This window comes from Ancylobacter polymorphus (assembly GCF_022836935.1).
GTDB lineage: Bacteria > Pseudomonadota > Alphaproteobacteria > Rhizobiales > Xanthobacteraceae > Ancylobacter > Ancylobacter polymorphus_A.
Map to the genome: position 1 here is coordinate 4,379,398 of NZ_CP083239.1, position 12,321 is coordinate 4,391,718.

The 12,321-nt window shown below is 67.0% G+C and carries 14 protein-coding genes; 6 read left to right on the plus strand and 8 right to left on the minus strand.

The window, feature by feature from the left end:
- Window positions 1-8 precede the first annotated feature (8 nt).
- From K9D25_RS20955 to coxB, 8 genes are all read right to left on the minus strand, one after another.
- On the minus strand, window positions 9-755 hold the full coding sequence (locus K9D25_RS20955) for an SURF1 family protein (RefSeq protein ID WP_244378019.1): 747 nt from the start codon (window positions 753-755) through the stop codon (window positions 9-11).
- On the minus strand, window positions 752-1,138 hold the full coding sequence (locus K9D25_RS20960; RefSeq protein ID WP_244378021.1) for a DUF983 domain-containing protein: 387 nt from the start codon (window positions 1,136-1,138) through the stop codon (window positions 752-754). The genes K9D25_RS20955 and K9D25_RS20960 overlap by 4 nt, the downstream gene beginning before the upstream one ends.
- A gap of 105 nt (window positions 1,139-1,243) precedes the next feature.
- The gene (locus K9D25_RS20965) at window positions 1,244-2,080 is read right to left on the minus strand and encodes a cytochrome c oxidase subunit 3 (protein ID WP_244378023.1); all 837 of its coding nucleotides are present in this window, start codon (window positions 2,078-2,080) and stop codon (window positions 1,244-1,246) included.
- A gap of 183 nt (window positions 2,081-2,263) precedes the next feature.
- Complete coding sequence (locus tag K9D25_RS20970; RefSeq protein ID WP_244378026.1) at window positions 2,264-2,881, minus strand: cytochrome c oxidase assembly protein; 618 nt, start codon at window positions 2,879-2,881, stop codon at window positions 2,264-2,266.
- 7 nt (window positions 2,882-2,888) lie between these two features.
- Window positions 2,889-3,071: a hypothetical protein gene (locus K9D25_RS20975; protein ID WP_244378028.1), complete on the minus strand. Its 183-nt coding sequence runs from the start codon at window positions 3,069-3,071 to the stop codon at window positions 2,889-2,891.
- Window positions 3,072-3,093: 22 nt separating this feature from the next.
- Window positions 3,094-4,047: a heme o synthase gene (locus K9D25_RS20980; protein WP_244378030.1), complete on the minus strand. Its 954-nt coding sequence runs from the start codon at window positions 4,045-4,047 to the stop codon at window positions 3,094-3,096.
- Window positions 4,048-4,170: 123 nt separating this feature from the next.
- A complete protein-coding gene (gene ctaD, locus K9D25_RS20985) occupies window positions 4,171-5,763 on the minus strand; it encodes a cytochrome c oxidase subunit I (protein WP_244378032.1) in 1,593 nt (530 codons plus the stop codon).
- A gap of 65 nt (window positions 5,764-5,828) precedes the next feature.
- Entirely contained in the window at window positions 5,829-6,716 is an 888-nt protein-coding gene (coxB, locus tag K9D25_RS20990; RefSeq protein ID WP_244378033.1) for a cytochrome c oxidase subunit II, read from the minus strand.
- Window positions 6,717-7,028: 312 nt separating this feature from the next.
- Here coxB and K9D25_RS20995 point away from each other — a divergent pair, with 312 nt between their 5' ends.
- The 6 genes from K9D25_RS20995 to rpsT all read left to right on the plus strand — a co-directional run bounded on the left by K9D25_RS20995 (window position 7,029) and on the right by rpsT (window position 11,309).
- Complete coding sequence (locus tag K9D25_RS20995) at window positions 7,029-7,550, plus strand: invasion associated locus B family protein (protein ID WP_244378035.1); 522 nt, start codon at window positions 7,029-7,031, stop codon at window positions 7,548-7,550.
- An 11-nt stretch (window positions 7,551-7,561) separates the two neighbouring features.
- Window positions 7,562-8,203, plus strand: a complete 642-nt coding sequence (locus K9D25_RS21000) for an HAD family hydrolase (RefSeq protein ID WP_244378036.1) — start codon at window positions 7,562-7,564, stop codon at window positions 8,201-8,203.
- Complete coding sequence (locus K9D25_RS21005) at window positions 8,203-9,165, plus strand: class I SAM-dependent methyltransferase (RefSeq protein WP_244378037.1); 963 nt, start codon at window positions 8,203-8,205, stop codon at window positions 9,163-9,165. The genes K9D25_RS21000 and K9D25_RS21005 overlap by 1 nt, the downstream gene beginning before the upstream one ends.
- Before the next feature lie 6 nt (window positions 9,166-9,171).
- Window positions 9,172-10,086, plus strand: coding sequence for a bifunctional DNA-formamidopyrimidine glycosylase/DNA-(apurinic or apyrimidinic site) lyase (gene mutM / locus K9D25_RS21010; RefSeq protein ID WP_244378039.1), 915 nt, complete (start codon window positions 9,172-9,174; stop codon window positions 10,084-10,086).
- Window positions 10,087-10,095: 9 nt separating this feature from the next.
- Window positions 10,096-10,869 (plus strand): enoyl-CoA hydratase, encoded by a 774-nt coding sequence (locus K9D25_RS21015; RefSeq protein WP_244378042.1) that lies wholly within the window; start codon window positions 10,096-10,098, stop codon window positions 10,867-10,869.
- Window positions 10,870-11,042: 173 nt separating this feature from the next.
- Window positions 11,043-11,309 carry a 30S ribosomal protein S20 gene (gene rpsT / locus K9D25_RS21020; protein WP_244378045.1) on the plus strand — a complete coding sequence of 89 codons (267 nt, stop codon included), beginning with the start codon at window positions 11,043-11,045 and terminating at the stop codon, window positions 11,307-11,309.
- The last annotated feature ends 1,012 nt before the right edge of the window (window positions 11,310-12,321 follow it).

Here is a 12,321-nt window from a genome sequence, read left to right on the forward strand (position 1 = left end):
TCCCGCGCTCACACCCGCCGCCGGCGGCTCCAGACATAGGCGACGAACACGCCGAGCAGCGAGGCGGCGAGGCCGAACCAGGTCAGCGCATATTCGAGATGCCGGTTCGGGAACACGATCCGCGTCAGCCCGCCGCGCGGCAGGCCGCCGGGGTTCGCCGTCGCATCCGCGTCGATGAGGAAGGGCGCCACCCGCACCAGCCCCTTGGCGCTGGCGATCGCCTCGGGGTCGCGCACATACCAGCGGTCCTTGGCGGCGTCGTTGGCGGGGGTGAACGGCCCGGCCTCTTCCGGCAGGCGCAGCAGGCCGGTGACCGTGACCGGGCCTTCCACCTGCCCCTCGGCCCGCGTCGCCGGCGCCTTCTGCGCCAGCGGCACGAAGCCGCGATTGACCAGAACGACGGCACCATCGGGCAGGTTGAGCGGCGTCACCACCCAATAGCCCGGCCCGCCGGAGCCATCCGGCGCCTGGTCGATCAGCGCATAGACCTGCACTTCGAGATCGTTGAGGAAGCGCCCCTGCACGGTGACGCGGCGATACTCGTCATTGGCGAAGTCGATCTTGCCCCACTCAGCTTCCGGCGGCAGCGGCACCGGCGCCTCATGGATGCGGGCCTCCACCTGGGCGATCAGCGTTTCCTTCCAGGCAAGCCGCTGCAACTGCCACAGGCCGAGCCCCACCAGCACGGCGAAGGCCAGCAGCGCGGCGGCCGCGACCGGCAGCAGCCGGTGCCGCGAGGCGGCCGGAGCGCTCACTTATCCCCCTTGTCGAGACGGCCTTCCTGCGCGCGCTTGGCATATTGCAGGGCGATCAGTGTCGCTTTGAGCGGCCGCAACAGGCCGAGCGTGGCGATCAGCACCAGCGGGGTCCACAGCAGCGCATGCACCCAGAAGGGCGGCTGCCAGGTGAGTTCCACCCACAGCGCCAGCCCCACCACCAGCGCGCCAGCGGCGAGGATGATGAACACGACCGGCCCGTCGCCGGAATCGTCGAAGCTGTAGTCGAGCCCGCAGGCTGTGCAGGACGGCGCCACGGTGAGGAAGCCGTTGAACAGCTTGCCACGGCCGCAGCGCGGGCAGCGGCAGGTGAGGCCGGCCGTATAGGGCGAGACCCCGCTATCGTAAGGTTGCAGGTCCATGGCCGGTTTCTACTCCCATTCCGGGCCGGGGTGGCACGGGCATTTCGCCACATAAACGAAAAAGGGGCGGCCCGAAGCCGCCCCTTGCCGAAAGCTGTCGCCGGTTCAGTGCGGTGCGCCCGCGCTGCCCCAGACATAGATGAAGGTGAAGAGGAACAGCCACACCACGTCGACGAAGTGCCAGTACCAGGCCGCCGCCTCGAACCCGAAATGATGGGTCGGGGTGAAATGGCCAGCATAGATACGCCCGAGGCACACGGCGAGGAAGATGGTGCCGACGATGACGTGGAAGCCGTGGAAGCCGGTCGCCATGAAGAAGGTGGCGCCGTAAATGTTGCCGGAGAAGGCGAATTCGGCGTGGCTGTATTCGAAGCCCTGCAGCAGCGAGAAGATGAAGCCGAGGCCGACGGTGAGCCAGAGGCCCCATTTGGCGCTCTGGCGGTCGCCATGCACCAGCGCATGGTGCGCCCAGGTCAGCGTGGTGCCGGAGGTCAGCAGGATCAGCGTGTTGAGCAGCGGCAGGTGCCAGGGATCGAAGGTCTCGATGCCCGTCGGCGGCCAGACGCCGCCGGTCGCGGTGGCGCGGGCATAGTTGATCTCCTCGCCGACGAAGAGCGAGGCGTCGAAGAAGGCCCAGAACCAGGCGACGAAGAACATCACCTCGGAGGCGATGAACAGGATCATGCCGTAGCGCAGGTGAAGCTGCACCACCGGCGTGTGGGCGTGCTCGTGCTCGCCTTCGCGGATCACGTCCCGCCACCACACCACCATGGTGTAGATCACGCCGAGCAGGCCGGCGATGAACACCAGCGAGGTCAGCTGGCCGTGCATCCAGAACACCGCGCCCACGGCCATGATGAAGGCGAAGATGGAAATGACGAACGGCCACGGGCTCGGGTCAACGAGGTGGTAGTCGTGATGTTTGGCGTGGGCCTCGGCCATGGGTCGCGCTCTCCGTTCCGTCTGCTTCTCTAGAGCCCTTTCCGCGCCGGTGGAACCACCGAAGCGACGGGAAACGGCACCGTATTCACTGCGCCCGCCCCTCTCGACGCCAGGGTCGTTCGACCCTCGCGGAAAAGGCACGGGCATGCCGCAGGTGCGGCCGCAACTTTCCCTGCCGCCCTGTTAGAGCGGCGCCTTTCCGTCCTTCGTCGCCCCGGCCGCCAGCGGCGTCGCCTTGGGGAAGAAGGTGTAGGAAAGGGTGATGGTCTTGACGCCGCGCATCTCCGGATCCTCGGCAAAGGCGGGATCGACGAAGAAGACCACGGGCATGTCGAGGCTCTCGCCCGGCTGCAGCGTCTGGTCGGTGAAGCAGAAGCACTGCATCTTGGCGAAGTGGTAACCGGACTGGGCCGGCGTCACATTATAGGTCGCGGCGGCGGTCACCGGCTTGTCGCTGCGGTTCTTCACCCGGTAATAGGCGAGCTTGGTCTCGCCCACCCGCACCTGCACCGAGCGCTGCTCGGGAGCGAATTCCCAGTCGAGGCCCGGCGCGGTGTTGGCGTCGAAGCGCACTTCCACCACCCGCTCCAGCGCCGCGCCCGGTGCCGAGGCGGCGACACGGGTGGCCCCGCCAAAGCCGGTGACCTGGCAGAACATCTGGTAGAGCGGCACAGCGGCATAGGCGGCACCGGTCATGGCGACGACGAAAGCGACGCAGCTCAGCGCCACGCCGCGATGACTCACCTTCCGGCGCGGGGCGGCCGGGGCGGTGGCAGTGTTGTCTTCGCGGTCTGATGCCATGGCACCCTCACAGCGGACGGATCAGCACGGCCGGGCCGAGCTTGACGATGGTCACCACATAGAACAGCACGCAGAGCGCCGCGAGCACCGCCGCGATGGCGATGGAACGGGCGCGCCGGCGCCGCTTCTGCTCCTCGGTCAGCACCACGCCTTCGGGCTCGCCGCCGGGTCGCTTCGTGTCGTTGCTCATTCCAGCCCTCGCCGCCATGCGCTCACAGCCCGAAACCGGCCGGCGCGACCGCCTCGACGAGGAGGACCGCGAAGAGCAGGAAAAGATACAGGATCGAGAAGCCGAACAGGCGCCGCGCCGCGATCTCCGCCGGGGCGCCCTCGCGCCGGCGATAGACCTGCACCGCCAGCAGCAGCATCAGCGCCCCGGTGACGCCGGAAACGACGCCATAGGCGAGGCCGGCCATGCCGAGGAAGAAGGGCGACATGGCGAGCGGAACCAGCAGCAGCGTGTAGAGCAGGATCTGGCGGCGGGTCTCGGACGGTCCGGCGACCACGGGCAGCATCGGCACGCCGGCGCGGGCATAGTCACCCGACTTGTACAGCGCCAGCGCCCAGAAATGAGGCGGGGTCCAGAAGAAGATGATGAGGAACAGCAGCAGGCTTTCCAGCCCGATGCCGCCGGAGGCCGCCGCCCAGCCGACCATGGGCGGGAAGGCGCCGGCAGCGCCGCCGATGACGATGTTCTGCGGCGTCCAGCGCTTCAGCCACATCGTGTAGATGACGACATAGAAGAAGATGGTGAAGGCGAGCAGCGCCGCCGCGACCATGTTCACGAGAAGGCCGAGCACGATCACCGAGCCGACCGAGAGCGTCATGCCGAAGGCGAGCGCCTCGCCCGGGGTGACGCGGCCGGCGGGAATGGGCCGGCGGCGGGTGCGGCTCATCACCGCGTCGATGTCGGCGTCCCACCACATGTTGAGCGCACCGGAGGCGCCGGCACCGATCGCGATGCACAGCAGCGCGGTGAAGGCGATCACCGGGTGGACCTCGCCCGGCGCGCGCACGAGGCCGACCAGCGCGGTGAAGATCACCAGCGACATGACACGGGGCTTCAGCAGCGCGACATAGTCGGCCACCGAGGCGGGCGACGGCATGTCGAGCGCGCGGGGCTCGCTCGGGGTCAGGTCGTATTCGCGCGAGGCGACGTCGCTCATCACTTCACTCCGGCGCGCCCGGGGGCGGCGCTTGTCTTCGGGTCGGGCCGCGCAGGGCGCCGCCCCTCTTGTGGAACCGGCGCGGAGAACCGCGCCGGGTCGTCTCTCAAACGGCCGGGCCGCTCACTTGATCTTCGGCAGAACGTCGAAGTGGTGGTAGGGCGGCGGCGAGCTCAGCGTCCATTCCAGCGTGGTGGCGCCTTCGCCCCAGGGGTTGGCGCCGGCCGGCACCTTGGCGGCGAACATCCGGTAGATGCCGAACAGGAACACCAGCACCGCGAAGCCGGAGATGTAGGAACCGATCGAGGAGACGAAGTTCCAGCCGGCGAACGCGTCTGGATAGTCCGCGTAGCGGCGCGGCATGCCGGCGAGGCCGAGGAAGTGCTGCGGAAAGAACACCAGGTTGACGCCGATGAAGGTCAGCCAGAAGTGCACCTTGGCGATGCCTTCGCTGTACATGTAGCCGAACATCTTCGGGGCCCAGTAGTACCAGCCGGCGAAGATGGCGAACACGGCGCCCAGCGACAGCACGTAGTGGAAGTGGGCCACCACGTAATAGGTGTCGTGCAGCGCGCGGTCGATGCCGGCATTGGAGAGCACGACGCCGGTGACGCCGCCGACGGTGAACAGGAAGATGAACCCGATCGCCCACAGCATCGGCACGCGCATGGAGATCGAACCGCCCCACATGGTGGCGATCCAGGAGAAGATCTTCACGCCCGTCGGCACCGCGATGATCATGGTCGCGGCGACGAAATAGGCCTGGGTCGAGGAGGACAGGCCGACCGTGTACATGTGGTGCGCCCACACCACGAAGCCGACCACGCCGATCGCCACCATCGCATAGGCCATGCCGAGATAGCCGAACACGGGCTTGCGCGAGAAGGTGGAGACGATGTGCGAGATGATGCCGAAGCCCGGCAGGATCAGGATGTACACTTCGGGGTGGCCGAAGAACCAGAACAGGTGCTGGAACAGGATCGGGTCACCGCCGCCCGAGGGATCGAAGAAGGTGGTGCCGAAATTGCGGTCCGTCAGCAGCATGGTGATGGCGCCGGCGAGCACCGGCAGCGACAGCAGCAGCAGGAACGCGGTCACCAGCTGCGACCAGGCGAACAGCGGCATCTTGTGCAGCGTCATGCCCGGGGCGCGCATGTTGAGGATCGTCGTGATCAGGTTGATCGCGCCGAGGATCGACGAAGCGCCCGCAATGTGCAGCGAGAGGATCAGCAGGTCCATCGCCGGGCCGGGATGGCCGAGCTTGGAGGAGAGCGGGGGATAGATGGTCCAGCCGCCGCCGAAGCCGTTGGTGCCCGGCGCGCCTTCCACGAACAGCGACAGCAGCGCCAGCGCGAAGGCGGGCGGCAGCAGCCAGAAGGCGACGTTGTTGATGCGCGGGAAGGCGGTGTCGGGCGCGCCGATCATCAGCGGCACGAAATAGTTGCCATAGCCGCCGATCATCGCCGGCATCACCATGAAGAAGATCATGATGAGGCCGTGGCCGGTGGTGAACACGTTGAAGGTCTGCGGATCGGAGAAGATCTGCATCCCCGGCTCCTGCAGCTCCATGCGGATGCCGATGGAGAGGGCGCCGCCCACGATCCCCGCGACGATCGCGAAGATCAGGTACATCAGCCCGATGTCCTTGTTGTTGGTCGAATAGACCCAGCGCTTCCAACCCGTCGGATCGCCCGCGTGACCGGCTGCGTATGCCATGGAACCGTCCCTCATGCGCGCCCTTTAGGGGCACTTAGAAACTTCAATGCGCCGAACCGGCACTCTCAGCGGGCGGCGACGCCCGCCACTTCGCCCTGCGCGACACGCGCCGGCGCCGGGGCCGCCGCGAATTCCTGCTTGGCCTTCTCGACCCACGCCGCGAATTCCTGCTCGCTCACCACCCGGATGGCGATCGGCATGAAGGCGTGGTCCTTGCCGCACAGCTCGGAGCACTGGCCGTAATAGATGCCTTCCTTGGTCGCCTGGAACCAGCTCTCGTTCAGGCGGCCCGGCAGGGCGTCGATCTTCACGCCGAAGGACGGAAGAGCGAAGGAATGGATCACGTCCGCCGCCGTCACCTGGATACGGACGATCTTGTTCACCGGCACGACCACGTCGTTGTCCACCGCCAGCAGGCGGGGCTGGCCGGGCTTCAGGTCGGCTTCCGGCACCATCAGGCTGTCGAAGCTGAACGCGCCATTGTCCGGGTATTCATAGGACCAGTACCACTGGTGCCCCGTCACCTTCACGGTGAGGTCGGCCTGCGGCAGGTCCAGCTGGTGGAACAGCAGGCGGAAGGAGGGAATGGCGATCGCCACCAGGATGAGGACCGGAACCACGGTCCACACCACCTCGATCATCGTGTGATGCGTGGTGCGCGAGGGGACCGGATTGGCCTTCTCGTTGAACTTCACCATCACCACGACCAGCAGCGCCAGCACCAGCAGCACCACGGCGACGATGATCACCAGAAGGAAGAAGTGGAAGGAGTGCATGCTCTCCATGACCGGAGAAGCCGCCCCCTGAAGATTGATCTGCCAGGGCGAAGGCTGCCCGGTCCCCGCCAGGGCGGCCCCAGCCAGCGCCAGCATGCCGAACATCCCGCCGGCCAGGCCCGCGACCGTGCGCGCAGCATTGCGGATCCACGATTTCATCGCGAACGTCACTCCCATCAGCTTCCCCACGGCCCAGCCCAAGCGATAATGATCGCTCTCCGGGACAGCGGCATTTGATCTTCATCAAACACAAAAAGGACACGCGGGCAACGCGCCTGGGGCATCCCGCTCCTGCGACATGACGTCGGGTGCCTGGAAGCGTTCTATCTCCATGCAGCGATGGATTGCCGCATTCTTGACATCACCCTCGGGCTTCTACCGCATCCTGCACTGGGGAGCGGCCGAAAAGGGGACGCCGCACGATTCGCCTTGTCCCCCGCCGCCGATTCTTTAGAAGACATAGCGAACGACACTTTTCGGGAGACAGCCATGCCCGGCTTCGCGGCCCTCCGTTCAGCCATAGTCGCGGCGCTTGCCGGCGCGGCGCTGCTCGCCTCCCTCGGGGGGGCCTCGGCGCAGGGCGTCGTGCGCTCGGTCCATGGCGAATGGCAGATCCGGTGCGACACCCCGCCCGGGGCGCAATCCGAGCAATGCGTGCTGCTGCAGAGCGTGCAGGCCGACGACCGCCCCAATGTCGGCCTCACCGCAATCGTGCTGAAGATGCGCGACAACGGCAAGACCCTGCTGCGCGTGCTGGCCCCGCTCGGCGTGCTGCTGCCCTCCGGCCTCGGCCTCATCATCGACGACCAGCCGATTGGCAGCGTCGGCTTCGTCCGCTGCGTGCCCAATGGCTGCGTCGCCGAGGTGGAGATGGACGCGACGCTGATGGACAAGCTGCGCAACGGCAAGAAGGCCATCTTCGTCATTCGCGAGACGCCCGAGCCGGATGAGGGCATCGGCATCCCGCTCAATCTCAACGGGTTCGGCCAGGGCTACGACGCGCTTCCCTGAAGGCGCGGACCGTGAGCCCCCCCACCCCCGTCGCCCCCCCTCCCCGCCTCGTCATCTTCGATATGGATGACGTGCTGCTGCGCTATGATGTCGAGGCCCGCCGCGCCGCCATGGGCGCCCCCGCCGGCCTTTCCGCCGCCGAGGTCGAGCGCCGCGTCTGGCACAGCGGCATCGAGGACGCCTCCGATCTCGGCCATCTGACCCCAGACGCCTATCTCGCCGCGGTGGCTGAAGCGCTCGGCACGCCGTTCGGCCGGCCGGAATGGCTGCGCACCCGCGCGCTCGCCATGACGCTGGACCCGGACATGCTGGCGCTGGTGCCTCAGGTCAGCGCCCGCGTTCCCATCGCCCTGCTCACCAATAACGGCCACATCATGCGCGAGCATTTCGACGCGCTGGTGCCGGAATTGCGGGCCCTGTTCGGCCCGGCCATGCATGTCGCCTGCGAGTTCGGCGCCAAGAAGCCGACACCCTCCGTATATAAAGGTGTGGCGGCCCGCTACGGCGTCGCCCCGCAGGAGGCGGTGATGATCGACGACAAGCCGGTCAACGTCGCCGGCGCCAGAGAGGCCGGCCTGCGCGCCCATTGTTTCACCCGCGCGGGCGCTCTCGCGGCGTTTCTGGCGGAGGCCGGGCTGGGGGAGACCCTCTGATGCTGTGTCCCGTCTGCGAGGCCGCTTCCGCTCCCTTCCGGGTGGTCGAGGGATTCGCCTATTTCAAGTGCTCGGGCTGCGGCATCCTGCATTTGCCGCCCGACATTCTGCGCGACATCGACGCCGGCAAACCGCTCCGCACCTATGAGGTGGAGTATTGGGACGCGGAAATGCACGCCGCCGGGCAAAGGGCGGCCGGGCCCGGCATGGCCCGGCTGTGCGAGGCGATCTTTCTCGCCTCCACCCCGGTGCGCGCCGTGCTGGACATCGGCACCGGCCCCGGCGTGCTGCTCGATCACATGGCGCGGCTGATGCCCCATGCCGCCCCCGCCCTTCACGGCGTGGAGCTTTTCCCGCCGCCGGAGCGCTGGCGGACGACCTCGCCCAACTACCATATCGGCACGCTCGATTCCCTTGCCCCGATGACGTTCGAGGCCGGCCTGTGCATGGAAGTGATCGAGCACCTGACGCCGCGCATGGTCGCGACTCTGCTGCGGGCGCTCGCCTCGGTGGCGAGCGAGGGCAGTTGCTTCCTGTTCAACACCGGCCTCACGCCCTTCGTGGAAAACGAGGACCCGGCCTATCTGGACCCGCTGGGGCGCGGCCACATCACCATCTGGACCGTCGAGGCGATGGCGCGGCTTGCCGCGCCGGTCGGGCTCACGGCCTCGCCCCTGCCCGGCCGCAGCTGGGCGTTCCTTGTCGAGAAGGCGCCGCGTTCCATGGCGTTTGAGCACCGCATCTATCATCCGCTGCCGGAGAACCTCAGCTTTCTCTCCGGCGGCGAAGCCGTCGCCTCTGTCCCGAGCCTGCTGGCCCAGTCGGGCCTTGGCTGGTTTTTCTTCGCGGATATGGCGGCGAGCCGCACCGCCTGGGCCCAGTCGCTCGACCGCGAGCTCGCCGCCGCGCGAAAGTCGCTTCTGCCCCTGTGGGCGGGTGGCGGCCGTCGCCCCTCGGAATAAGCCCTCATGCCCGAACTGCCGGAAGTCGAAACCGTAAGGCGCGGCCTCGCGCCGGTCATGGAGGGCCGGCGCATCCTCGCCGCCGTCGCCCGCCGGCCGGATCTGCGCTGGCCGCTGCCCGAGCGCTTCGCCGAGCGGCTGACCGGGCGCACGCTGCGCCGGCTGGAGCGGCGGGCGAAATACCTCATGGCCGATATGGGCCCCGACGCCGACGGCAGGGACGAGGTGCTGGTGATGCATCTCGGCATGTCCGGCTCCTTCCGCATCGAGCCCGACGCCGGCCCGCCGGAAATGCCCGGCGATTTCCACCTGCCGCGCTCGCGCCTCGCCGCGCACGATCATGTCGTGCTGCGGATGGAAGGCGACGGGACGACGGGCGCGGCGGAGGTGGTCTATAACGACCCGCGCCGCTTCGGCTTCATGCTGCTGCTGCCGCGCGCGGAGCTGGCGACGCACCCGCTGTTCAATGCCATCGGCCCGGAGCCGCTGGGGGAGGACTTCACCCCGGAGGCTCTGGCCCGCGCGCTCGCCGGGCGGCGCACCCCGCTGAAGGCGGCGCTGCTCGACCAGAAGGTCGTCGCCGGGCTCGGCAATATCTATGTGTGCGAGGCCCTGCACCGCGCCGGCCTGTCGCCGGAACGCGGCGCCTTCACGCTCGCCGGTCTCACTGGCGGTCCCATCGAACTCACCGTCCGCCTGGTCGAGACCATCCGCGAGGTGCTGCAGGAGGCCATCGCGGCGGGCGGCTCGACCCTGCGCGACCATGCTAAGGTCGACGGCACGCTGGGTTATTTCCAGCACACCTTCCGCGTCTATGATCGCGAAGGCGAGCCCTGCCAGACACTTGGCTGCCGCGGCACCATCGCCCGGCTTGTGCAAAGCGGGCGCTCCACCTTCTACTGTGCCGCCTGCCAGCGATAGGAGACGCGCATGTCCTACGAGACCATCCTCGTCGAAACCAATGGACGCGTCGGCGTCATCACCCTGAACCGTCCCCAAGCCCTAAACGCCCTCAACGCCGCGCTGATCGACGAGCTCAGCCAGGCGCTGGACGGGTTCGAGAGCGACCCCGGCATTGGCTGCATCGTCCTCACCGGCTCCGAGCGCGCCTTCGCGGCGGGGGCGGATATCAAGGAGATGCAGGCACTTAACTTCCCCGCCACCTATGTCGACGACTTCATCACCTCCTGGGAGCGGCTCTCGCGCTGCCGCAAGCCGGTGGTCGCGGCGGTGGCCGGCTACGCGCTCGGCGGCGGCTGCGAGATCGCCATGATGTGCGACATCATCCTAGCCGCCGACAATGCCCGTTTCGGCCAGCCGGAGATCCAGCTCGGCATCATGCCGGGCGCCGGCGGATCGCAGCGGCTGACCCGCGCGGTCGGCAAGGCGAAGGCGATGGAGATGTGCCTCACCGGCCGCACCCTCACGGCGGAGGAGGCCGACCGCTACGGGCTGGTGTCGCGGGTGGTGCCGCTGGCGTCGCTGAAGGAGGAGGCGATGAAGGTCGCCGACACCATCGCCGGCCTGTCGCTGGCCTCCGTGATGATGACCAAGGAGAGCGTGAATCGCGCCTTCGAATCCTCACTGGCCGAAGGCATCCGATTCGAACGCCGCCTCTTCCAGGCGCTGTTTGCGACGGCCGATCAGAAGGAAGGCATGGCCGCCTTCGCGGCCAAGCGCGGCGCCTCATTCACCAACAATTAACCATTGTGCGGGCGGGCGCCCGTGCCATGGATGTTGACGCGGCGGCGCCCGCCGACTATAAGCCCGCCACTCGCGCGGAGCTCCTTCGGGGTTGGCTCTGCTTCAACATTTGCAACCGACATTTCGGCAAGGCGCGGTACGTGGCGTCCTTGCGACGATGAAGAGGATGGCCGATGGCCAATACGCCCTCCGCCAAAAAGGCGGCTCGCAAGATTGAGCGCCGGACTGAAGTCAACCGGAACCGCCGTTCCCGGATGCGCACTTTCGTGCGCAAGGTCGAAGAGGCGCTGGCCTCGGGCGACAAGGACGCGGCTGGCGCCGCCTTCAAGTCCGCCGAGCCGGAGATCATGCGCGCCGCCCAGAAGGGCGTCCTGCCCAAGAACACCGCCTCGCGCAAGGTTTCGCGTCTGGCGCAGCGTCTGGCCAAGCTCGGCGCCTGAACAGGCGGCACGATCGACCAGATCGCCAAAGACAAAACAACGTAAAAGCCCGGCCTCGCGCCGGGCTTTTTGCGTTTGCGAGCGCGGCCTCGCCAGAGCTCCGCCCCGTCCCGCACCCGTTCCCCGTGGCCATCAGGACCGCGTTGCAAAAGTGTCACGGAAGGACGCGCCAGCTGAAATCAGGCTCCGACGAACCAGTTGTTTCTTGACTCTGCCGCCACTCCCAAGCAGCGGCAAAACCTGCCAAAGCGACAGCAAAAAGAGACGTCGCCGCGCAGAGATTTGTCTGTTATTTCAATTATTTATGACCCACGCCGACCATCACCCCCCGAATCGGCACTTCATGCCCCCTCCACACCCCTCGCGGCACAAATTTAGCTGCGGAAAGACCCGCCAATGACCCCCATTGAATCTTGCAAGTGACTCAGAGATTTGCCGACTGATGGCTCTTTTTTGGGCGCTCGAATCACCGCCCTGCGGCACCCCGATACAGCCCCTGCGGCACTGACGGCGTTGCACCGCAGGGGGGGGCTGTGTATGTTGTCTTCATCCGGTTGGGCCGGGCACCTCAGCGAAATGTTGAGTTTTGGAGCGGTCCTTTGCGACGTGGGGAGGGTGGCGTGTGCTGTATTCATGACCCTGCCTACACAACAATGTTGTCGCCCGGCGTTGATCGACAGGTCTTCCAAGAGGGAAGATCTTGTCCGCGTAATGCGTAGTGTTGGCGATTTTAGTTGAATCATAACAATTTAACATTTGACGACGGCAATGATCTTGCCGTGAAGGGGCTGCTATGACTACGCGAAAGAACGCACAAGAGGGTGCGTGTTCCGTTCGCCCCGCCGCTTCCACGGCGGAAGGCGTCTGCGACGACGATATATCCATCCCTCGGATAAGGTGCGTTCTGCATGAGCCTCATGCCTTGGCCTTTTGGCCTGTTGAGGCGCTGATGCGGGTCGTCTAAAGACATCCCCCGCCCGACGGCCGAGAGGCCACGTCGATCACTTCATTC

What these genes read in the sequence shown, in the direction of transcription:
- K9D25_RS20960 (WP_244378021.1), bottom strand. Translation starts at nt 1,138, where the DNA reads ATGGACCTGCAACCTTACGATAGCGGGGTCTCGCCCTATACGGCCGGC.
- K9D25_RS20965 (WP_244378023.1), bottom strand. Translation starts at nt 2,080, where the DNA reads ATGGCCGAGGCCCACGCCAAACATCACGACTACCACCTCGTTGACCCG.
- K9D25_RS20970 (WP_244378026.1), bottom strand. Translation starts at nt 2,881, where the DNA reads ATGGCATCAGACCGCGAAGACAACACTGCCACCGCCCCGGCCGCCCCG.
- K9D25_RS20975 (WP_244378028.1), bottom strand. Translation starts at nt 3,071, where the DNA reads ATGAGCAACGACACGAAGCGACCCGGCGGCGAGCCCGAAGGCGTGGTG.
- K9D25_RS20980 (WP_244378030.1), bottom strand. Translation starts at nt 4,047, where the DNA reads ATGAGCGACGTCGCCTCGCGCGAATACGACCTGACCCCGAGCGAGCCC.
- ctaD (WP_244378032.1), bottom strand. Translation starts at nt 5,763, where the DNA reads ATGGCATACGCAGCCGGTCACGCGGGCGATCCGACGGGTTGGAAGCGC.
- coxB (WP_244378033.1), bottom strand. Translation starts at nt 6,716, where the DNA reads ATGGGAGTGACGTTCGCGATGAAATCGTGGATCCGCAATGCTGCGCGC.
- K9D25_RS20995 (WP_244378035.1), top strand. Translation starts at nt 7,029, where the DNA reads ATGCCCGGCTTCGCGGCCCTCCGTTCAGCCATAGTCGCGGCGCTTGCC.
- K9D25_RS21005 (WP_244378037.1), top strand. Translation starts at nt 8,203, where the DNA reads ATGCTGTGTCCCGTCTGCGAGGCCGCTTCCGCTCCCTTCCGGGTGGTC.
- mutM (WP_244378039.1), top strand. Translation starts at nt 9,172, where the DNA reads ATGCCCGAACTGCCGGAAGTCGAAACCGTAAGGCGCGGCCTCGCGCCG.
- K9D25_RS21015 (WP_244378042.1), top strand. Translation starts at nt 10,096, where the DNA reads ATGTCCTACGAGACCATCCTCGTCGAAACCAATGGACGCGTCGGCGTC.
- rpsT (WP_244378045.1), top strand. Translation starts at nt 11,043, where the DNA reads ATGGCCAATACGCCCTCCGCCAAAAAGGCGGCTCGCAAGATTGAGCGC.